The following is a 24,926-nucleotide window of genomic DNA, read 5'->3' on the forward strand; positions in this document are numbered from 1 at the left end:
TAAACACCCTTAATTCAGGGCTTTTATCGACATGCAACAAAACTAGTGTACTTGGCAACATTTATTTAATCAGGGGCTAAAAGCTACGTTATTTTGTAGTGTCCCAAATTGAAGCCAAACCGATGATCAAGTTGCCAAAACCTCAGTTGAAGTTCTTTATACTTACACTATTCCTTCTCTGTTCCTATCTAGGATTTTCACAATTAAGCGACTTGCACTACCTACCGCCTTTAAAGCAAGGTAGGAATAATCAGGCTGTAGAGCAACAAGCAATTTATTTATCTACACCAGAGCCAACCACATTTACGGTGAATGTCTATCGCGGTACCAGCAACACACCGATTACCTCATTCAACATTTCAAATACCAACCCGGCGGTTTACAATTTACCGAACGGTGACAACAACATTACCTTGGTCGATAACAACCATACTGGTATCGTACTTGATGATGCGGGCCTAAGGTTTGAATCGCCCAGCAACAATAAATTCTATGTCAACTATCGAGGTAATTCAAGTGCTCAGGCCGCTTCTTTGACCTCAAAGGGGCGTGTTGCCTTGGGTACAAAGTTCAAGTGGGGCGGACTACCCAACTTGGGTCAGCACAATACGAAATCGAATACATTGGGCATCATGGCCACCGAAGATAACACCACGGTACGATTGTTCGGTTATGACCCTGCCTGTGAGTTTCGCCTACAGGGTGATGCCGACGGATTGACCAATGATAGCTACACCATCAATCTAGATGCCAATGAATCATTTGTCTTTGAAACCTATCTATCGGAATCGCCTGCCCATGTCGACGGTTGGATCGGGGCGAGTATAGAATCAAATAGAGATATTGTTATCAGTAATGGTGGAATGAATACCGGTCGACAACTCAACAACGGAAACAGAGATGCTGCTATCGACCAACCAGTACCGGAAAATAGACTCGGCAAAGAATATGTTTTCGTTAGAGGAAACGGTACCAACGATACCGAATTTCCGTTGATCATTGGTATTGCCGATAACACCCAAATTTTTGTAAACGGTTCTGCAACTCCATTTGCCACCATCAACAATGGGGATTACGTTGAAATACCTGGAACATTTTATTCAGGAAATTCGGCCGGAGCCAATATGTTGGTTACCACTTCAAAAGATGCCTATGCCTATCAATCTATGGCAGGTGGTTCTGCGGTTTATACCCACGGTCTTAACTTCGTGGCCCCGGTGAACTGCCTATTGCCTGATGTGATGGACAACATTCCTGATATCACGAATATGGCAGGCACCTCGGTAAATGGTGGGGTCACTATAGTTGCCGCTACGGCAACCCCTGATGGAAACATTACCGTTACCGATGGAAACGGACCGGTTACTTTACCACCTTCCAATCCCGTAGCAGGTACCGATGATTGGAAAACCATTTTCATACCCAATCTTACAGGTAATGTCAGCGTACAATCTACCGGCCCCATTGCGGTCGGGTTTTTTGGTTTGAACGGGGCACGTGGCGTTGCGGGGTACTTCTCGGGCTTTGATACGGTTCCCGTCGTTAATTTGGAAATACGGGGAGGAAGCGGATGTTTCGTAGGCTCCGAGATTTTTGAGGCTACCGGTAATTTCGATGCCTATCAATGGTTTGGCGATGGAGAGATGATTCCCGGTGCCAACAGCGAAAATTTTGCGCCTACCGTAGCCGGTGATTATTTTGTAAGGGGGACAAAAGGCCCCTGTACATATGATTCGCAACCTATTTCAGCCTACTACTGCGATCCTGATGTAGTTCTGGAGAAATCGGTCGACAAGCCCGAAATAGTGGAAGGCGAAAGAGCTACCTTTACCATTAAGGTTAGAAATCTAGGTGTAGGCCCTGTGACCAACCTTAGAATCACCGATAACATTCCTTCAGGCCTTAGCTTGGTAAATGCACAGACGATAACCGGTAGCTGGAGTGGCAACACTTGGAATATTGGAACGCTCAACGGGGGAGAAACTGCTTTTTTGAGCTTAGAGGTTCAAGCCGACGAAATAGATATTCTACCCTTACTCAATCTGACTAACACCGCAACCAACTCTCAAGATCAAACCGATACGAATATTACTCCTGATTCTCCCTCAGCCCGTATCATCGTTCATAATGATTACGATAACGATGGAGTGGTTGACAGTGTTGATTTAGATGATGACAATGACGGAATTCTAGATACCGTAGAACAGTTGTGTACCATACCAAATGATGTAGTCTTTTCAGCTCCATCAAGTATAATTGTTGGGGGTGCTCCTGTGACGGAAATTTATACCAATTTCAATGATTTATGGAGGAGTTCGTTAAGCAACAGAAATTCTTTGCATCCTAATCTTTCCCACGACTTACTGGCCTTTACATCCGGCGGAACAACTTTTACAACTGGCGTTTTTGATGACGATTTGATCGATTCCAATGGCAATAATCTTTACGATGGTATTGACACCAATAATGACGGAATATCAGATGTAATCGCTACCGAATCTAATTGGATGGCGCTGACCCCATCAAAAAATATTTACGGCGAAGCTACCATAGAAGCCAGCTTGAATGATGGTAATGCCAATAATGCCCTAGGTTTAACCTTGGTAGAAAATCCGACCACCGATCCATTGAACCCGCTATTGACCAATGGAATAAACGGTTTGGATTTAGGCTCTGGAATAGCCAATATTGGTGATACTTGGGTTTATGAGATTGACCCTATCGTTGCAACAACAGTTGGCGATGGCATTCCTGATATTTTATTGACACAAGTTGCAGACCCTGGGGGTGCGGGCCATACCGTTAGTCTTTATGATGCCTCGGGTGCACCGCTTGGTAACGCCGTTCGCGTTCAGGCCTATAGCGGTGGGGCACTTGCTAGTATCGTAGGTTCCTACAGGTTAGATGTGTATCACGCAAATGGTAACGTCTTCTTTCATAATACACGAAGAGATTACCGACTGGCCACTATAGAATTATCAGAATTTGGTATTCCAACGGCCAACCTCAGCGATGTTGCTTTCTTACGACTGCAGCTTTCTTCAAATGCCGATGTTGCCTTTTTAGCTTACAACACCGATTCGTTTTCAGGTTTTTGCGCCAATCTAGACACTGATATGGATGGTATTCCGGACCATTTAGATTTAGATAGTGATGGAGATGGTTGTAGCGACGCCAATGAATACTATAAAGATAACAATGCTGATGGTGGCGATGGTGGTGAATTTGGTACGGGGGTTCCAGCGGTAGACCCTACTGATGGTAAGGTTATTGACGCCTCTTACGAACAGGTGCATGCTCCGATCATACTTTTGGGTAATACTTCAGAAGATCTGGGTGGTACTGATATTAATGGAGAAGATCTAGACCTTGGAGAGACTTTTAATTATGTCATCAGATTTCAAAATACAGGAGATGATGATGCTACCAACTTTACTATCAGAGACGTACTACCGTCCAACGTGACGGTTAACGACTTTGATTACTCGAATGCTACAGGGGTTACCGAAACTTTTGACCCACTGAGCAACTCAGTTGTATTTTCCATTCCCGATAATTTGGTAGAGGTCGGTGACCCGGAATATAAAATAGCAATAGAGGTAACCATTTCTGGAGATTGCTCAGAATTCGTAGCCGCTTGTGCATCGCATTTAGAAAATCATGCTTATGCCTCCTATGAGGGAATTCTTAATTCAAGAACATTCTCAGATGAGGATGGTACCAATTCCGCCGGCACCTGTACTTCGTCTTTAGAAGTAGCTACCAACGATTTATCCGAAGCACTTCAAGATTGCGATGTGGCCAGAACGGTTTTATTATGTGGTGATTTTGTGACCCTGACCGCTGGTGAAGGTTTTACCTCCTATTCATGGGCCATCGACAACAACAACAATGGACAAATTGATGGGGCTGATACGATTTTAAATGATGGTGACCCTGACAGTGACCCAAGAACTATGGTCGTTACGAGTGTAGGTAACTACATAGTCGAAAAAACTGCCAATACAGGCTGCGATGACCAATTGGAAAGAATTACGGTCAACAGATTTGGCGATGTGCAGACCAACCCTATTGTAGATTATTTCAATCAGGTAAACGCAGACTCGAACCCAGATAATGATATCCAGGGCGAAATAGTTACCTGTTCTGTTGATGGAGATGTATTGCCTAAAATATTTCTTTGTGGCTCTAATGATAGTGTGCTTTTACAATTAGGTATAACAGATGCCCAAAGCATCACTTGGCAAAAACTGGATGAAACCAGTTGTTCTTCTGCCGGAGATGACTGTGCCAATAAAAATGGCACCTGCACATGGAACAACCTTGTTCAACAAAACAACTATACCGTTACTGAAAGTGGCAGCTATAGAGTAGTCATTGCCTATGAAAATGGATGTTTCAGTCGATTCTATTTCAATGCTTTCCAAAACACCTTGGACATCGATTACATTTCTTCTAATATCGTTTGTAGTACCGATGGAAGAATAAGAATTACTAATGTCGGTAGTGGATACGGTTACCAATTGTATAACGTTACAAACGATGCGATCGAAGTTCCTTTTAGTGCGGGCCAAGGTCCGAATTTTAATATTTCCACTAACGGAACTTATAAAGTTCAGGTTACACAACTAAACCCGTCTAGCGGAGCACCGATAGCCAATAGCTGTATTTTTGAAACAGAGGATATTGGTATTCAAAGAAGAGAGTACGAGGTCAATTTATCCAGTACACCTGCCGATTGTAATGAACAGGGCACCATTAGTGTGCAAGCATTGAACGTACTTCCTGACTATAGTTACGAGCTATATATTGATGATGGCAGTAATGGAGGGGCTGGAAGTTTTGTCACCTCTGAGCTCGTGAGCATTGACAACACCCATACTTTTACCGGTGTGGCTCCTGGCGACTATATTGTAGTTACTTCTACAACCGACGGTTGTACCGACACTCAAACAATCACTGTAAATGAAATACCCGAACTTAGACTATCTGCCAATACCCAAGAACATATTACTTGTTTGCCCGGAGTGATCAATCTATCAGTAAGCGGTGGTACAACGGGGCATAGATATGCCATCTGGAGTAAAGACGGGATACCCAACTATACAGATGAATCTAGCATTCCCGAATCTGATTTCATTGGTAGTACCAATTTCTTTTTTGGTCATAGAGGAAACCCCTCTACTTATTACCCTAATGAAGATGGCGAATATGTTTTTATTGTTAAAGATGATAATGGTTGTTTTGCCCTGTCGAATAGCGTTCAAATCGAGGATTTAGGAAGCGTAACGATTACGGCTTCCCATTCCGATATTCTTTGTGCAGATTCCGGCAACTCTACCCTCACTATTAACGCTAGCGGAGGAACCGCCCCCTACCGTTACAGTCTGGATAATGGAGTAACCTATCAAAATGAAAACTTCTTCAATAATCTCACCGCGGGTATATACACGATTACCGTGAGTGACTCAAGCGGCTCTGATGATACTTACTCTTGTGTAGAAAGTATTCAATATGAGATTACGCAACCTTTTAGGCTTACTGCTTCAGCGACCATTATTGAGGATGCTTCTTGCAACCCTAGTGGCGCCTTGGTCAAAATTTCGAATGCAAATGGAGGTCAAGCACCCTATGAATTTAGCTTTGATGGCGGTTCCAATTTTGGTACCCTGGATGAAACACGATTAACAGCAGGAAGCTATCAATTGGTCCTTCGTGATGCGTTGGGATGTACCTTTGATATGGAATTGACGGTGCCAAGTGAAACTCCCGACCCAAATTTAAGCACCGACATCAACTATAATTGTGACGGAACGGGAGAAATTACCATTAATACCGACAACAGTTCTGATTTTGATTATACCTACCAAATAAACGGTATACCTTACACTCCTGTAGATTCCAACATTTTTAATAATGTCGCTGCCGGAACACATACATTAACCATCGGCTATTCAAGTGCCCTGGGTGCGGATCAAAGCACACTTTTCTTTGAAGACTTCGGCAGTGGCCCGACCACTCAAATAGGCGAGATAGGCACTGGTTATTGCTACGAGCCCCAAAACGGTTCTGAAACCGCTTGCAATCTAGGGCCTGCAGGAATTCTCGTGAGTGGCGAATATAGCGTGACCAATTTTGTCACAAATCCGATTTCAGCTTGGAGAAGCCCCAATGACCATACCGGTTTGGCAGATGGTAGGTTCTTGGCCGTAGATATTAGGGTACACGAAAATGCCGATGAATCCATTCTTTGGAGAAGACAAAATTTAGAGGTACTACCTAACAGACCGATAACCGTTGCCTTTTCGGCATATAACCTTAGAAGGGTTTCCGCTAACGGTAACAATCCAGATGTATTGGTAGAATTGGTAGATGGCTCTGGAACTGTTTTAGGCTCCGGTACCACGGGTGATATCCCTAAAAACACTAATGCCGACAGCTGGCATGATTACAACTTTACTTTTGACCCTGGTGCCAATACCAATGTGAGCGTCGTTTTCAGAACAAATTTGAACAGTGCTGATGGTAACGACCTTATTTTAGATGATATTTCTGCCACCCAAGCACCTGAGATTTGTGAAAAAACACAAGATATAACGGTCGTTGTAGAGACAGGAAAAACCTTTGAGGTACAAATTCTCGGAAGCTCATCTCCTACCTGCAATGGTGCCAATAATGGAAATATTCGTTTTGAAGTCAGTAATTTTGACCCTGCGTTCGGTTATGAATACTCATTGGACGGTGGCGTAAATTGGATGATGGAGACCACCTCTCCTTTCACGACCCCATCAACTTTGGATGACGGAACGTACAATGTAACAGTTAGAAAAGTAGATGATAATAGCTGTACCGCAACCTCTTCTACTGGAGCTACGCTTGCTTCCCCAAATGCGTTAACGGCGAATTTGGTACAGACATCAGATTTCACTTGTTATAATACTGGTGCGACCCTTGAAGCTTCTGCAACAGAGGGAACACCGGGCTATAGTTATCAATTGGAACGAACAGATGGTTCCATAGAAAGAATTTTCAGTAGTAATTCTACCTTTCTGAATGTACCTGCCGGCGATTATGTGGTCAGGGTAAGAGACATTAATAATTGTGAAGTTGTTTCGACTACAACTGTCACGGTTACTGCCCCTAATACATTGACCTTGGGTCTTACTGCCACCCAATGCTATGATGGGCAAAACAATGCAACAATTATGGCAACGGCCAATGGCGGAAATGGCGACTTTACTTTTAGATTGAACGGCGGCGCTTGGCAGACCCCTACTCCAGCCAATTCTTCTACTTTTACATTTAGCGGACTGTCAAATGGCAGTTATAATGTAGAAGTGATGGATCAGTACGGCTGTGCTTCTCCATTGGAAACTATCACAATTGCTCCTGATATAACTCTTTCGGTGGCTATTTCGAATGCCAGTTCTTGTAACGATGGTAGCTTAACAGCCACGGCGGTAGGAGGAACTGGGTCTTATGTATATGCTTTTGTTCCTAGCGGAAACACGGTGAGCGATGCCGACTTTTCACCTTCAAACACCTTTGCTGTTCCACTTGCTGATGTTGGTCAATATGATATTTATGTAAGGGACAATGCTGGAAACCCAGGTTATTGTTCAGAGACAGTCACAGAAGAAGTTCAGGCAAGTCCGAATTTGACCTTTACAGCTACACCGACCGATGCTGAATGTTTTGGTGGAAACGGAAATATTGAAGTAATAATTACAAGTGGACTAGCACCTTATGATTATCAACTGATAGATGTAACTCATGGTATTGCGGATCAAACCCACAACGATGTGGTATCAGCTGATAGAACATTTTACAATCTACCTGCTGGTACCTACGATATTATTGTTACGGATGCCGCCGGATGCTCTCAAACCCAAGCAGGTATTGTTGTTGATGAACCTGTAGAATTAACAGCGGACATCAATGGAGTTACCCCTGCCAATTGTACCGGTTTGGCCAGTGAATTCGGTTTTGATTTTGACAATTACCCCACAGCGATAGGTACGGTTGAATTCAGTAGTGATGGAGGTATCACATGGCAGTCTTCCGATGAGTTTAGAGGCTATCTTTCGGGAGAAGAGGTTTACCCTTCCCTTAGAACAATAGACGGTAGCGGAAATACCATATGTCAAACAGATTTGCCAAGATATACTATTCCATATCCGCTAGATGACCTAGACATTACAATTTTACCGATTATCGTGAACTGTAATGAACTTCAAGTAAGTGTTCGGGGGCAGAATGGTACGGCCCCTTATGAATACACCTATGCCGAAGATCCTGCTAATTTCGACCCAGCAGCTCCAACTCACCCTTGGACCGCACCTTATGCTGCAGGAGTTACACATACCTTTCCTAATCTTGTACCCGGTAGAACGTATGCCTTCTATGTACGCGATAACGTCGGGTGCATTAGGCAAAGTAGTGTGAACGTCAACGATATCATCACAAATCCCATGGAAATAACGGCTACGGTTAGTCCGGCTTGCCATGCAAGTAGCAACGGGGAAATTACTTATACCATCGTTGATAACCATGGTAGCACCGAACCGAATATGGAGTGGTTCCTATACGATACTACGGGAACTGTTGTGGCCAATAGTGGCGGAATAGTTGCTTATTCAAATACGATTAGTATAACCGGATTAGCGGCCAATGAATATTACTTAGAGGTACAACAAATTGATAGTGGTGGAAATCCTCAATGTATCAGTGCCAGCGAAAACGAAATTTTAGATGAGCTCGATGTTATTACCGGAACGCCTCAGTCTATTCAAGACATCAGTTGTGAAAATCCGGGCCTTATTGAAATAGAGAATACGCAAGGTGGCGGTGGAACTTATTTCTATACCGTTACAGGTCCTGCTCCGTTTACGACGATTACGGCCTCAGGAGATAATCCTATTGAAATACCGGCTAATTCACCTGCTGGAAATTACGATATATCCGTTGAAGACCAGTATGGATGCTCTTACCCCCTAGGTAGCGTTGCCATGAGTTTTATGGCCGCCCCAACTATTTCTAATGTAGTAATTGATAACTGTAACGCCAATGCTTCTATCACAATTACAGCGACGGGAACAGGTACCCTCTTGTATTCTATTGATGGCGGCAGTAATTATCAAACGAACCATGTATTCAGTAATATTCCGGCAGGCAACTATGATATTTACGTTAAAGATGCCTCTGGTTGTACCGATAATGTTAATAGAGATGTTCATGCAACTTTACAGGCCACGGCCAGTCTTGCGGTTCAATTAGGTTGTGGACCGGGCAATGAAGCTGAAATTTCTATTGAAGCGATAGCTGGATCTGGAAATTATGAGTTTGAGGTTTTAGACAGTGCTTCTGGAACTACCATAGCTCGTCAAGTTTTGGCGACCAACCCGCAAAATATTCAGTTGAGCATTGCTGACACTTATACGGTAAATGTTTACGATATGGGAACCGACAGCCCTGTTTGTAACAGGTCGTTACTAGTTGAAGTACCAGCGGCGATTCAACCCCAAGTTACTGCCAACCCAACAGATGTTAGCTGCCCTGGAGCTGATGACGGTCGTATTGAGTTGACCCAGGTAAACAATGGCAATAATCCGCTAACATATACCTTAAACCCTATGCCTTCAGGTGCTAGTTGGGATGCATCTACACAGTCTTTCATTAATCTATCAGGTAATAATTATACGATTACTGCTACAGGGCCCAATGGTTGTGAAACGGTAATCAATTCCTTGGTCAATGAAAACGCTGTATTGACCTTCGACGTTCCTGATATTGTACAATTCGGTTGTTCATCAGATAACGATGTCAATAATGCCACCATAGCCATCAACACCTCTTCTATTGCAGGTGGTAGCGGAACTTTTAATAGATTCGTCTTTGTCGATGATGCAACTGGCAACGTGCTTCAAGATAGTAGTGACCCTAACTACATTTATACCGATACAAATGGTGGTGACGTAATCGTTCGTGTGTACGACAATCAAGGCTGCCCATCAGAACATGTGGTTACCATAAGCGCCTATGATGCTCTAGTTGATGCGACGATTACCGTAGATAGAAATATTGATTGTGTGAACAGTGGTGAAGACATTAGTATTGATGTATCAAGCACATACACAGATTTTGCTTCCAATCCGACCAACTATGAATTCAGGCAATTGCCTTCGGCTTCTTATCAGGCTTCAAATCAGTTCTTGAACCTTTCGGCAGGCACATACACCTTCGCAATCAGGAATATGACCACTGGATGTGAGATTACCAGAAGCCATACGGTTGAAGAGCCCAATACATTTGATGTTACCATCGACAAATTATCTGATGTTATCTGTCATGGTGGTGATGGAAGCATCAGCCTAACCCTTGTTGATGGCACTTACGCTGCTGGATTCAGCTATACGATTTTCAATAATTCAGGAACGAATATTCTATCTGGAAGTTCAGTCAATGTGGGCCCTACCCCGGCAATTTTGGTACCTGCCGGAAATTATACGGTAGAAGTTACACAAGATGCTTTTCCTGAATGTATACAAACAAGAAGTTTCAGTATTGCGACACCTGAAGCTCCACTTGCCCTTGACCCAATAAATACTGAAGAAGTAGGTTGTAACAATGACAGAGGTAGTGCCCAGATTACACCTACTGGCGGCAAGGCCCCTTACGACATTGTAATGACCCATAACGCTTTAGGTACCAATTATACCGCCAACGGTGTACATTCCTTCCTTTTTCAAGGTTTAGGTGCCGGTCAGTATAACATCGAAATTACCGATGCCCTAGGGTGTACAGTCAATTTCAACAATGCTTTTGAGTTGGTAGTACCGGACCCGATAACTGCCTCTATCTCTAACACCGATTTGGTTTGTGAAGGTGATAATGACGCATCGGTCACTGCAACCGTGAACCCTAGAAATGTAAATGCCAATTACAGATATATTCTCAATAAATACAGTGATGCTTCCGGCATTACTTTATTGGAAGCTTCTGCATCGCGAACAATTAATACATTCAACAATTTGGGTAGTGGTTTCTATAGCATTTCAATCTTAGATGATATGGATTGCAGCTATGAAACAGCGATTATTGAAATAGCCGAACCCACCGAGGTTGAAGGTTTGTTGACTACAGTTCAAAGAATGACCTGTCAATCGAACGCCGAGTTATTATTGACTGCCTCTGGTGGTACTGCCCCTTATATGTGGAGTACAGACGGTTTAAGTTTTAACGCAATGAACCAATCATCTGGGGCGAATACCCATTTGTTCACCAATGTGATTGAAGGCGAGTACCACTATTTTGTGCGCGATAGTTTTAATTGCGTTTCGATTGTCACCAATTCGGTAAGAGTCAATGAAATTGAAGATTTAACGGCCGTGATTGATCTCTCTGCTGCAAGAGTCGCATGTCGAGGTGAAAGCACCGCTGTTATCGAAGCAAAAGCTGATGGTGGATTGGGTAATTACCAATATGCCTTATTCAGAGACCTTGCCTTAAACGATGAAGCAAGACCGAACCAAGCTACCGGTTTATTTACAGACCTTCCAGTTGGCCAGTATTATTTGAGGGTTGAAAGCGGCGACTGTGAATTTATTTCGTCCAGAATTGAAATTTCAGAACCGACTCCATTGGCTATTGAATACGACGTGAACAACATTTCTTGTAATGGCGCTGAAGATGGTAGTATTGAAATCGAAGTGACGGGTGGCACAGGCAGCTATCAATATGCCATTTCGCCCAACCTCAACCAGTTCTTTGACGATAATGTGTTTGACGAATTGGCTCCTGGTGACTATATGATTATCATTCAAGACAGCAATGGCTGCTTTGAAGTTATAGATGCCGCTATTACAGAACCTGAAGTGTTGGAAGTGGAAGCAACTACTACCCCTGAAATTTGCGAAGGAGAAGAAAATGGTACTATCGAATTGATGATTTCAGGTGGTACGGCTCCCTACAGTACTAGATTGGCATCAGAAAATGACTTTATCCAAGGAAGAACCAATTTCTCAGGCCTTTCAACGGGCAATTATATCATCTTTATCGAAGATGCAAATGGCTGCGAAGACAATTTAATGGTAACAATAGAACCTGGAGTTAATTTAAATGCACACGTAGAAACGGTGTATGGCTGTAACGGAAATACTCCCAACAACTACGTTAATATCGTCATGGATGATGAAGGATTGGAAGATCAAGTACTTTTCGGCTTGGATACCATGAACCCCATGGAAATGCAATTAAATCCTTTCTTTAGAGATGTTGCCCCAGGTACACATTACATATCCATATCCCATGAAAATGGCTGTATTACTACTCATACATTTGAGGTCGAACATTTTGAACCTTTACAACTTACGGTTACACAGACCAACATAAATGAGATTACAGCAGCCGTTAGTGGCGGAAGGGAAAGTTACACCATTTACTTTGGCGCTATAAATAATGGTTCTGACAATGTGTATCATATTACTAAAACCGATACATACCTTGTAACGGTAGTTGATGAAAACGGTTGTGAGGCAACGGCCAGTATTTATATGGAATTCATTGATATCGAAATACCCAATTTCTTCACACCTAATGGAGACGGAAAAAACGATACCTGGAAACCTAAAAATATAGAAGTCTATCCAAACATCTACATCAGTATTTATGATCGTTATGGAAGAACCGTCTATACCTTTGAAGACAATGAAGATGGTTGGGACGGTATTTATCAAGAAAGCGACCTTCCATCGGGAGATTATTGGTACATCATAAAAATGAATGGTGAATCTGACACTAGGGAATTTGTGGGCCACTTCACCCTTTATCGATAGTCAAAACAACAAATGGCAGCTTTTCAGCTGCCATTTTTAATAGTTTAAATAAAGAAACCGCTGTAACAATTTAGGCTCATGCTCGTCTTGTTTACATAAATCAATCAAAAAACAAGGCTTGAAAACTATTTTATCGGTTCATTCCCTTACCAAAAAATTCGGGCATCTAACAGCTGTCAATAATTTATCCTTCACCATAGAAAAAGGGAACGTTTACGGAATACTAGGTCCCAACGGAAGTGGAAAAAGTACAACCTTAGGTATTGTTCTGAACGTTGTTAATAAAACTTCCGGAGAATTTAAATGGTTCGACGGCAGCAAATCTACTCATCAAGCCCTTAAAAAGGTCGGGGCGATTATTGAACGACCCAATTTCTACCCCTACATGTCGGCCGTTCAAAACCTGAGATTGGTGTGTAAAATAAAAGGGGTTTCTGAAGGTAAAATAGAAGAAAAACTTCAGGTCGTTGGGCTTATAGAAAGAAAACACAGTAAGTTCAGAACCTATTCATTAGGTATGAAACAAAGATTGGCCATCGCCTCTGCCCTATTGAACGACCCCGAAATTCTTATTCTTGACGAACCCACAAACGGACTCGACCCCCAGGGTATACATCAGATTAGGGAAATCATTAAAAAGATAGCTGCTGATGGCACAACTATTTTACTGGCATCGCACTTACTTGATGAAGTTGAAAAAGTTTGCAGTCATGTCGTCATTTTAAGAAAAGGCGAAAAATTATATTCCGGGCGTGTAGATGGTATGTTGGCAAGTCATGGCTTCTTTGAACTAAAATCTGATGACCTATCTGTTTTAAAATCTTATCTCGAAAAGAATGCCAGTTTCGGTGAGGTCAAAATAGAAAACGGTATGCTCACCGCCTTTTTAAAAGAAGAAATGAATGCCCTTGAGCTTAATCAAACCCTGTTCTCCCAGGGTATTGTTTTATCGCATTTAGTAAAAAGAAAAGAAAGCCTCGAAGAACAATTCTTAGCTCTAACCAAAAATAGTCAACCATGAACAGACTGCTTCAAATTGAGTTCATCAAACTTTGGAACAATAGGGCTAGTAAAATTTTGATACTATCCTATTTTATACTCCTTACCTCCATAGCGCTAGTAGCTGCCATTAAATTTGATATTGGCCCAATTAAATTTCATTTGGCGGAACAGGGTATTTTCAACTTTCCTTATATCTGGCATTTCAACACTTTTGTGACCGCACTTTTCAAACTGTTTCTGGCAATAGTCATCGTTTCGATGATGTCTAATGAATACAGCAACAAAACCATAAAACAGAACCTCATCGACGGTCTATCAAAAAAAGAGTTTATACTCTCTAAATTCTTGACAGTAGTTGTGTTTGCTTTGGTTTCTACCATTTTTGTATTCGTTGTTTCCCTTATTTTAGGCCTTTTTTATTCCGATTATAATGAGTTGTCGATAATATTTTCCGATTTGGAGTTTCTTGTTGCATTTTTTGTTAAACTAGTTGGCTTCTTTTCATTTTGTCTCTTCTTGGGTATTTTGGTGAAGCGCTCAGCTTTTGCCTTAGGCTTTTTGGTACTTTGGATGATTTTTGAGCAAATGCTTTTCGGGCTTTTAGGATGGAAGTTCGTTTCTTGGGAAACGGCCCAGAATATTAAGGGTTTCTTGCCTATGGAGGCCATGTCAAATCTCATCAACGAGCCTTTCTCGCGGTTAAAAGCGGTACAATCGGTAGCCGCCCAAATGGGCGAGAGTTTTGCATTGAACTATGCCGTTCATTGGTATGAAATACTCATTGTGCTTCTTTGGAGCGCCCTTTTCATTTACCTTTCGTATGCTATTTTGCGCAAACGAGATTTTTAACATTGAACATCGATCGAATCGATAAATCATCGAGTTATCACATTATCAAATTATAATTGTAGTATCTTGTTTTGATTTGCTATGAAAGTCTAAAGGAAGCTTTAATGGAATTTCTTTAGCCATTTTCTTCGAGCAAATCCTTTTTGCTAGACTTAAAGATTTAAGAGAACAACTACAAGAAAATGCGACTCGTCATACTCATATTTTTAATCATTTATGCTCATGAATCCGTTGGGCAGACTTGTTCTTCACTGAGTACCCCAATAGATGGGGCGTTAGATGTTCCGGTTGATTCTCCCATCCGTTGGAGAACTGTACCTAACATTATCGGTTACGTAGTTTCCTTAGGCACTACTCCAGGGGGTGGCGAAATAATCAATAGACGATCGTCTGGACAGAATAATTTTTATCTTCCTGAAGTAGGTCTTCCTGCCGACACCCAAATTTATGTGACTATTGGCTACTTCAAAGAGGGGCAAGACTTCACCACTTGCGATGTAGAAACGTTTAGAACGGTAAAAGTAACCCAACCTCCTCCTTGTACAAATTTAGAAACACCAATGAAAAATAGTTCTAACATTGCTGCAGATACAGATCTTCAATGGAATTATGCCCCCACGGCAACGGGTTATTTTTTATCAATTGGCACTTCAGTTGGTAGTAATGATGTTCTGGATAATTTTGATGTTAAAAACACTCTTAGTTATGAAGCTCCCGATGGCTTACCTGCAGACACCGAGGTTTTTGTTCAAATAACACCCCATAATGGAATTGGAGAAGCGGTTAGTTGTCCCACGGAAAGCTTTATTACAACTTCAGCAGTCATTGACTGTGGTCCGTATTTCGATTTTACTTCGGGCACCACCATAACTTTAGGTCCTGAAATTACTATTCCCGATGCCATCGGGCTCTGTGCACAACAACCGGTAACTACCATTGTAAGCGAAGATGTCGCCGACGGTTTTAGATGGTATTTTTTAGAACCTGACGGAAACGAAAACTTGATATCAACGGAACCCTACATAGAACTTTCTAAGGCAGGTGCGTATCGTTACGAAGCTTACAATAATATTTCGCAGTCGGCCACCATAGTAGAATGTAGTCAATCTAAGTTATTTCATGTATTCGATTCCGATGCGGCGGTGATTGAATTTATTGAGGAAACTAGAGAGACCAATGGGAGAGATATAAAGGTAAATATTTCCGGTGCCGGAGATTACGAATTTGCTCTGGGCAATAGAGAGGGCCCCTACCAAACGAGCAATACCTTTTCCTCTGTTTCCCATGAATTTCAGGAGGTTTTCGTACGTGACAAAAATGGGTGCGGTATTACCATTTCATCCATTCCCCGTAGGTTAAGTAAAGATGATTTTCCAAAATTCTTCACTCCAAATGGCGATGGGGTTAACGATTTCTGGCAGTTTACCAAACCTTTAAGGGCCAACGAGATAGATATTACCGAAATTCATATATTCAATCGATTTGGACATTTACTGGCAATTATCGAACCAGAAAGAAAAGGCTGGAACGGGGTTTACCAAGGTACCTTGTTACCTGAATCGGATTATTGGTATAGGGCCTATTCAGCAAACGGAGAAGAAATACGAGGTCATTTTACACTTAAGCGTTAAGACTATCTATTAGTTCATTAGCACCAAATCAAAGGTACTTCTTTCGTAATTTTACGATATGAAATTCAAAGTAGTATCAGATTATCGCCCCACGGGCGACCAGCCAAACGCCATCAAGCAACTATCAGAGGGCATAGAAACAGATGAAAGGTACCAGACCCTCTTGGGTGTAACCGGATCCGGAAAGACCTTTACCGTAGCTAATGTCATTGAAACCGTTCAACGCCCTACCCTTGTATTGGCACACAACAAGACTTTGGCGGCCCAATTGTATTCAGAGTTCAAGCAGTTCTTTCCCGATAATGCAATTGAATACTTTGTTTCGTACTATGATTATTATCAACCAGAAGCTTTTATTCCCACTACAGGGCTTTACATCGAAAAAGATCTATCTATCAATGAAGATATTGAAAAACTCAGACTGAGTGCCACGTCTTCATTACTTTCTGGCAGACGTGATGTATTGGTAGTAGCCTCGGTATCTTGTCTTTATGGTATAGGTAACCCCATAGAGTTTCAAAAAAATGTAATCTCGATAAGAAGGGATCAGGTAATCCCGCGAACCAAATTCATGCACCAACTGGTTCAAAGCCTCTATTCTCGCACGACGGCAGATTTTAGAAATGGAAATTTTAGGGTAAAAGGTGATGTGGTAGACGTATTTCCAAGTTACGCTGATCATGCGTTTAGAATTCATTTTTTCGGGGATGAGATTGAGGAAATCGAAGCCTTCGATCCTTTTAATAACAACGTCATCGAAGTGTATGAGAACCTGAATATATACCCTGCGAACATGTTCGTTACATCTCAAGACGTTCTTCAAAACGCAATTCATCAAATTCAAGATGATTTGGTCAAGCAAGTCGACTTTTTCAAGGAGGTCGGTAAGCCTTTGGAAGCTAAAAGGCTTGAAGAGCGCACTAATTTTGATTTAGAAATGATTCGAGAGCTCGGCTACTGTTCGGGAATCGAGAACTACTCAAGATATCTCGATGGTCGAGAACCGGGTACTCGACCCTTTTGCCTTTTAGATTATTTTCCTGACGACTACTTGATGGTGGTAGATGAAAGTCACGTAACGATACCGCAGGTTCACGCTATGTACGGGGGCGACCGTAGCAGAAAGGTGAATTTGGTTGATTATGGTTTTAGATTACCAGCGGCCATGGATAATCGTCCGTTGAAATTTGAAGAATTTGAAGCCTTACAAAATCAGGTCATTTATGTAAGTGCCACTCCGGCGGATTACGAGCTGCAATTAAGTCAAGGGATCTACGTAGAGCAGGTTATAAGACCAACCGGATTGTTGGATCCGATAATCGAAGTTAGACCTAGTCTAAATCAGATTGATGATTTGGTGGAAGAAATACAAACACGGGTTGAAAAAGATGAGAGAACCCTCGTAACAACTTTGACGAAGAGAATGGCGGAAGAATTGGCCAAGTACCTTACTCGGATTAATGTGCGCTGTCGATACATTCACAGTGATGTCGATACCCTCGAGCGGGTTGAAATTATGCAAGATTTGCGTAAAGGCATTTTTGACGTGCTGATAGGGGTCAACTTATTGAGAGAAGGTCTTGACCTACCAGAGGTATCTCTAGTGGCTATATTGGATGCCGACAAAGAAGGATTTCTACGTAATAATCGTTCGTTGACCCAGACGGTAGGTAGGGCTGCAAGAAACTTGAACGGCATTGCCATTATGTATGCCGATAAAATCACCGAAAGCATGCAAAAAACCATCGATGAAACTACCTATAGAAGAGAGAAACAAATAGCTTATAACCAAGAACACAATATTACCCCAAAAGCACTTAATAAAAGTTTGGATAGCGTGCTTGCAAAAAACTCGGTTTCCACTTATCATTTTGAGAAAGAAGAGAGGCGGGCAGCAGAACCCGACATGGACTATTTGACCAAAGATCAAATTGAAAAATTGATTCGCGAAAAACGGAAGGCTATGGAAAAAGCTGCCAAAGAATTAGATTTTATGCAAGCAGCAAAACTTCGTGATGAAATCAAAACGTTACAAGAAAAAGAATAAATTAGGTATATTTAGACTTGAAATTTATCCAAATCGAAATCCTTAAGTTATTATACAAATAACATCATTTAAAATTTTGGTAAACAATTCTTTAATATAAATTTTTAGATAAGACTAAATTTGGTAATTCCTTGAAAAATTCTCAAAAATTCATTTAATTACAATTTTACAAAGCATTAATCTCCAAGCAAAAAATATTTCTCAAAAGTTGCCTTGAACTTAGGAATGACGCAGGTAACCCAATTGCATTTCTCAAGAATATAATCACTCATACCTGTACAAAACTACATATCATTCCTCTTAAAATTTAGATATTAAACTTAAAGGAAAACACCCCCGTTCATGCCTATAAAAGAGTCATCTAATTTTGAATTATTCGAAAACTTAAATAGGAAAAACATCACCAAAAAAACATTGAACAACGACCTGTTTTGATTGCAAATAAAACCATTTTCAACTGCGCTTTTGCAATAAAAAAACGCCTCGAAATTGAACTTCAATCCAAGGCGTTTTCCAACTAACCAACTAAACTTAAAAATTTCCTACATTGACCGGTAGGCCGGCTAAAACTCTCTTACGAGTTTACTTTAATTCTATCAACCTTTTTGGTTTTGGCAATGACTCCTCTTTTTTAGGGAGTACAAACTTCAACAAACCATCTTCATACTCAGCTTTAATCTTATCGGTATCGATAGTTTCAGGCAAGGTGAAAGATCTCTTAAAACTTGAAAAGTTGTATTCCTTACGGGTATACTTACCCTCTTTCACTTCTTCTTCATGCTTCTTTTCAGAAGAAATAGTCAGCACGTCATGGTCGACTTCAATATTAAAATCCTCTTTTTTCCTACCCGGAGCCACAAGCTCTAGCTCAAAATCTTTTTCATTATCCTTTATGTTGACAGCTGGCACATCAAAATTTGATGTATCAACACCACCAAACCAATCAGGTTTAAAAATTTCGTTCATCAATGAAGGAAAAACCAAGTTATTTCTCTTTACAATACTCATGATATTTTGTTTTTAATTATTAGAACATTTATTCATTCCCTAAAAAACAAACAGCATACCATCAAGCAAAACATGCCTTTTTGACATATTTCAGCTATCAAAAACTGTCATTTTGTCCTAAAACTATCTTAAAAAGACCTGTTTTTTGTCACAAGCTCTTAATTGTAATGAACCTTAAAAATATCTATGAGCGTTTTCGGCGGCACTACACCGCCAGGGTAATCGTTCATAACCGCTAGCACCCTTTGAATTGCCATTGGAGGCAACCCCATTGAAAGACCTAGATTATGAAGCTTGGTTACTTCTAACTCTTGCTGTTCAGCATCTACATTCATCAACAAGACCAATCGATGAAATTGAAGTATTCGGTCGGCCTGAGATTTAGGCTGAACATGCTCGACTTCTGAAACAAATAATGAATTAAAAGTTTCCCTATCTACACCTAACTGGTCGGCAACTCCTTTAAGAAAATTAAACTCGGGCTCTTTGATTTGTCCATCTACTTTTGCAAATTCGATCATTTCCGAAAGAATACTAAGCTTCTCTTTTTGCGATGCCATAAACCTGTTTTAATGTAGTCTATTTCTTATAATATTAAAATTACAAAATTGATTGACATACCCGTGTTAAAAAGTTTGAAGTTATTGAGATACCTATAAATTGTAATATCTTGCCAAAAAATTGAGATGACCAATAACGATATATTTAAAAAATTACGTGTAGCCCTAATGCTTAGGGACGATGAAATAGTAGAAATACTAAAATTGGTTGATTTTAATATCGGTAAAAGTGAGTTAGGCGCCTTTTTCAGAAAGGAAGACCACCCCAACTATCGTGAGTGCGGTGACCAGGTACTGAGAAATTTTTTGAACGGCTTAGTCATTCACCTTCGCGGAGACAAGAATACCCCAAAACTACCCGGTGATGTACTAAAAAACAGCCTTACACCAAAGACTTCGCAAAAAAAGGAGAGTGACCGAAACAAGAAAAGGTTTGCCAAACCGCAACAAGATATTACTCCTGTCAAGTACAAAAACAAGCCGTCGCAAAGAAAAGGTCAAAAAAAATCCTGACACCTTATAGAAAAGGTATCAGGAAACTTAATAAACAACTCACGACTACAGCGCCACCCTAACAGCAACTGTATAAAGTTTACCTTCTACAAAAGATGACATATTCACCTTTTTGTAATTCAATTTGGCCTTGACAAAATTCTCAAGGTTGGCATCTTCAGAATCAACAGACAAGACGACGATTTCCTGCTCTTTATTCAAGGTGAAACGTACTTGAGCGGTCATATCGACTTCATTCGAGGTTAAGGTATTCTCACTAAGAATTTCAGAAATTTGCTTTGATAGGGAATTAGAACCTGATTTTGGTTCAGAATCATTGGCAAGAACATTACCAAAGGTTAACAGCATTGCAGATACTAGTACTAAACTAATTTTTCTCATGACTTTCGTTTTTAAATGATTGATGATTGATGATATATTTAAAAGACGAGTGCAAAAGAAAACTGTTACGGCATCAGTTCATTTTAACAAATTTTTAAAATTTAAACTGAATTCTTTACCCGAAGTTTTTTCATTCACCAAAATCGATATGTCGATTCATGGTTTCCTCCAAAGAAATAAAAGATTCAATGTCACGAATACCGTCAATCAAGAGTATAGATTCTTGATAAAGTTGACGATAATGAATACTGTCACGGGCATGAATCTTAACGAAAACATCATACTTTCCCGTGCTGTGGTGAATCTTTACCACTTCGGGTACCTCAGATAGCTTGTCGATAACACTTTTGTATAGCGATGCCTCCCTTAGGTAAAGACCCAAAAAAACCGTCATCTTCCACCCTAATTTGCTGTAGTCGAGAGAAAGCGTAGCACCTTTGATAACTCCCAAATTCCTCATTTTTCGTGTCCTCATATGAACTGTTCCCGGTGAAATACCAGCCCTTTTGGCTACCTCGGTATAATTCATTTGAGCATCTTCCGACAGTATTGTCAATATCTTGTGGTCTACAGCATCGAGCTTATCTTTCATAATCTAAAATTTGGCGTCTTTAATTCAATTCAGTTGGCAATTTCAAAACACATTTGACGTTTTAACCCCATATTTTCTTGAATTAAATCTATCAAAAATGCGATTTCAGTAAATTTAATTTAAGCTTTTGAAAAAAAGCGTAATAATATGCTAATAAACCCCCTTATTTAATGAATAATGCGTTTTTTTTGACAACTCAAATTTTAGATGTCGTAAAAATGATTTTTTTAAATAAAATATAGATTTAACAGTTTTTTAACCGTTAAAAAACATGGTTCTGCCGATTCGTTAGAAAAATCGCTTAAAATTTTCTTTTAAGTAGATTTTAAGGACATAAACCTCTATAACACAGTCTTTTCTATAACTTTCACATTTTTTTTTGTGAAAAACTCCCATTAATATTGTTTAGTTGTTAAATCGTGTTAACGAAACCAACAAAGTAAAGTATCCGGAACTTTTCTTTCATTGAATTTGACCCCCAATCCATTCATTATGAGTGAGGTGTGGTTGGGCAAATGACAACGTTTAGTATCAACCAAAACCTTGTACTTATGAAGAAAGCTCTAATACTGTCATTCTTTTCTTTAATATCTCTTTCGGTCGGTTTGGCCCAAGAGATAATGATTACCGGTAAGGTAATAGATGACCAAGGAGTTGTACTGCCTGGTGTAGACATTATAATAAAAGGAACTACCAAGGGCACAACCACCAATTTTGATGGGGAATTCACAATAGATGCACCCTCAGACGCCATCTTGATTTTTTCATCCTTGGGATTTTCAAAGAAGGAAATTCCGGTAGATGGCCAGAATAAACTAGATGTGATATTGGTTCCTGCTGCAGAACAATTATTGGAAACCATTGTAATCGGTTCAAGAGGGCAGCCAAGAACCAAACTGGAAACCCCCGTTCCGGTAGATGTAATAGATGTAAGCCAACAAGCTATCAATATGCCCCAAACAGATTTGGGAGATGTGCTTAAGGCTTCAGCCCCCTCGTTCAACGCGTTTCAATCGCAAGCGGGGGATTTGTCGTCTCATGTGGTACCGCCCACTTTAAGGGGTTTGGCACCTAACCAAATGTTGGTACTCATCAACGGCAAAAGAAGACATTCATCGGCCTTGTTACTGGGCAACCAAACAGGTACGAGCTCCAATGCAACAGACATGAGCTTTATACCTACGGCCGCTGTACAACAAGTTGAGATCCTTCGTGATGGTGCTTCTGCACAATACGGATCCGATGCTATCGCAGGTGTTATGAACATTATAATGAAAAAAGGAACAGACCAACTTACAGCCACCCTTAGTATGGGCGGCTATCCTGGTTTAGAGCCTGACATGAGCGATCAACTTACCCCTGAAGAAAATATTCTTGAGCGGGGTTTCGATGCTGATGGATTCAATTATCAGTTTGATGGCAATTATGGTGTTGCTTTTGATAATGGAGGATACCTTAACGTAACCGGAACCTTAAAACAGGCCAAAAGAAGTATCAGGCCCTCAGTTTTGGGGCTGGATAGATCTCCGCTTTATAGTAGCGATTATCTGACCAACCAAACAACCGACACTTATGGAAACCCTATTATTACCAACCCTGAACTCGTAGATGCCCTTGCCGCAGGTAACACCTCATTGGCAGCAGAAGTTTCTACCCTTGAAGGCCTTATGGAGGCCAGAGGCATCGAACAAAAGGATGTCGCTTCTTATGCCGGTAATCCGGCCATTAACCTAGGGGTTTTAGCCTATAACTTTTCAACTCCCCTGACCGAGAACGTCGACCTTTATTCATTTGGCGATATAGGTTTCAAGTATACCGAAGGTTTTAGTTGCTTCTACAGAAGGGCTGCACAGGCCGATAGAACAAGTTATGCCCTCTACCCTAACGGGTTTAGACCACAAATGTACTCCAATCAATTCAACACAAGTTTTGCATCGGGAGTTTCAGGTACTCTTGGGGAATTCAATTTTGACCTGAGCAACACATTTGGTGCTAATAAAATGGCGATAGGTATGTTCAATACTTGGAACGCCAGTATCGGAGAATCTTCACCAACAGACATGTACCTTGGTACGCACAACTACCTTCAAAACACGACCAACCTAGACATAAGCAGATATTACGAAGATATTTTTGAAGGACTGAACATCGCAGGTGGTGTTGAGTACCGAGTTGAAAGGTACCAAATCGAAGAAGGTCAAGAAGAAGGCTGGACAGCTGGTAGCGCTGGTATCTACACCGCTACGGAAGATAATGAGGCTTTGGTAGGCCCTGATGGTTTACCGCTTGAAGACCTTAGTGGCAACCCTATTGTTGATGAAAATGGAGACCCCTTGGTGTTGAGCAATGCAGGTTACTCTGCCGAATTGGTGAAAGGTTACGCATTAAACTGCCAGTGTTTTAGGGGCTTCGGTCCTGATAACGCAAGCCGCAACTTTAGGTCGGTAATCGGGGCTTACTTAGATGTTGAAATGGACTTTACGGAGAATTTCTTTGTGGGTCTTGCAGTTCGCTCTGAGTCGTATTCCGATTTTGGAAAGGTATTCACCGGCAAAATCGCTTCTAGACTATCTTTAAGTGACAACTTTGCCCTTAGAGGTTCTTTCAGTAACGGTTTTAGAGCACCTTCGCTTCAAGAACTAAATTACTCACATAGTTATACGTTTTTTGTGAACTTGGTTCCTTTTGATGGTACCCTGTATAGAAATAGTAGTGCTGCCGCCAGAGCAATTGGCATTTCCCAACTACAAGAAGAAAGATCGACCAACTTCAGTTTCGGTTTCACCACCAAACTTTTTGACAAGTTAGAATTGACCGTTGACGCCTATAAAATAGACGTTACCGATAGAATTTTTCAAACTTCGGAATTTGATGCAACAGAGGCTCCTGCTTTAGGTCCGGTAATTGGTTCCGGTCTAGCAAGTTTCAGGATCAATGGTGGCGACGTTAGTACAAAAGGTATCGAACTGGTTGCCAACTATACCACATTCTTAGGTGAGAATAAATTGAATGCCACCCTATCAGGAACTTTCCGTGAGAACAAATTCGAGCAAGTAGTTGTTCCTGATTTGAACACCGCCTTGACAGACGATGAATTGGCGGCCAAATATGTCGACAGGGCTTCGATTGGCCAATTCGAAACCGGTACGCCTAGCTCTACCGTCATAGGCACTCTAAACTATTCGTTCGGCAAGTTCAGCACGATGATCAGAGGTACTCGCTACGGATCGGTAGAAAACTTGGCGGCCAACGAGCAGAACCTTTTTGGTGGCGGCTTCGGATATCCTGATCAAACGTTCACTCCTGAATTTGTGGTCGACCTAGGTATCACTTATAAATTCAGCGATATGTTGAGCCTTACCGTTGGGGGTAACAATATTTTCAACGAATATCCTGAGATACACAGATATGAGAACAGAAGCTTTAGCCTATTCTCTAATTATCAGCAAGGGTCTAACGGTTCTTATTATTTCGGACGCCTAACATTGACACTATAATCGAAGCATCAAC

Annotated in this window: 11 protein-coding genes; 7 read left to right on the forward strand and 4 right to left on the reverse strand. The window is 41.1% G+C overall.

Annotated features, from left to right (window positions below):
- Positions 1-122: 122 nt before the first annotated feature.
- The 5 genes from IL356_RS16840 (at position 123) to uvrB (ending at position 18,362) form a co-directional block, all read left to right on the forward strand.
- Entirely contained in the window at positions 123-12,833 is a 12,711-nt protein-coding gene (locus IL356_RS16840; protein ID WP_121849740.1) for a T9SS type B sorting domain-containing protein, read from the forward strand.
- Between the two features lie 118 nt (positions 12,834-12,951).
- Positions 12,952-13,854, forward strand: coding sequence for an ABC transporter ATP-binding protein (locus tag IL356_RS16845; RefSeq protein WP_121849741.1), 903 nt, complete (start codon positions 12,952-12,954; stop codon positions 13,852-13,854).
- Positions 13,851-14,684, forward strand: a complete 834-nt coding sequence (locus IL356_RS16850; protein ID WP_121849742.1) for an ABC transporter permease — start codon at positions 13,851-13,853, stop codon at positions 14,682-14,684. The genes IL356_RS16845 and IL356_RS16850 overlap by 4 nt, the downstream gene beginning before the upstream one ends.
- A 182-nt stretch (positions 14,685-14,866) precedes the next feature.
- Positions 14,867-16,315 (forward strand): T9SS type B sorting domain-containing protein, encoded by a 1,449-nt coding sequence (locus IL356_RS16855; protein WP_121849743.1) that lies wholly within the window; start codon positions 14,867-14,869, stop codon positions 16,313-16,315.
- A 58-nt stretch (positions 16,316-16,373) separates the two neighbouring features.
- A complete protein-coding gene (gene uvrB / locus IL356_RS16860; RefSeq protein ID WP_121849744.1) occupies positions 16,374-18,362 on the forward strand; it encodes an excinuclease ABC subunit UvrB in 1,989 nt (662 codons plus the stop codon).
- 582 nt (positions 18,363-18,944) lie between these two features.
- Here the strand turns inward: uvrB and IL356_RS16865 are convergent.
- Positions 18,945-19,370 (reverse strand): Hsp20/alpha crystallin family protein, encoded by a 426-nt coding sequence (locus IL356_RS16865; RefSeq protein WP_121849745.1) that lies wholly within the window; start codon positions 19,368-19,370, stop codon positions 18,945-18,947.
- Between the two features lie 158 nt (positions 19,371-19,528).
- Positions 19,529-19,930, reverse strand: a complete 402-nt coding sequence (locus tag IL356_RS16870) for a TerB family tellurite resistance protein (protein ID WP_121849746.1) — start codon at positions 19,928-19,930, stop codon at positions 19,529-19,531.
- 126 nt (positions 19,931-20,056) lie between these two features.
- Here IL356_RS16870 and IL356_RS16875 point away from each other — a divergent pair, with 126 nt between their 5' ends.
- On the forward strand, positions 20,057-20,443 hold the full coding sequence (locus tag IL356_RS16875; RefSeq protein WP_121849747.1) for a DUF1456 family protein: 387 nt from the start codon (positions 20,057-20,059) through the stop codon (positions 20,441-20,443).
- A gap of 45 nt (positions 20,444-20,488) precedes the next feature.
- Here the strand turns inward: IL356_RS16875 and IL356_RS16880 are convergent, their stop codons facing one another.
- On the reverse strand, positions 20,489-20,824 hold the full coding sequence (locus IL356_RS16880; RefSeq protein ID WP_121849748.1) for a hypothetical protein: 336 nt from the start codon (positions 20,822-20,824) through the stop codon (positions 20,489-20,491).
- A 130-nt stretch (positions 20,825-20,954) separates the two neighbouring features.
- Positions 20,955-21,416 carry an Lrp/AsnC family transcriptional regulator gene (locus IL356_RS16885; protein WP_121849749.1) on the reverse strand — a complete coding sequence of 154 codons (462 nt, stop codon included), beginning with the start codon at positions 21,414-21,416 and terminating at the stop codon, positions 20,955-20,957.
- 551 nt (positions 21,417-21,967) lie between these two features.
- Here IL356_RS16885 and IL356_RS16890 point away from each other — a divergent pair.
- Positions 21,968-24,913, forward strand: coding sequence for a TonB-dependent receptor (locus tag IL356_RS16890; protein WP_162987927.1), 2,946 nt, complete (start codon positions 21,968-21,970; stop codon positions 24,911-24,913).
- Positions 24,914-24,926 lie beyond the last annotated feature (13 nt).

The organism is Euzebyella marina, assembly GCF_014855515.1.
Taxonomy (GTDB): Bacteria; Bacteroidota; Bacteroidia; order Flavobacteriales; family Flavobacteriaceae; genus Euzebyella; species Euzebyella marina.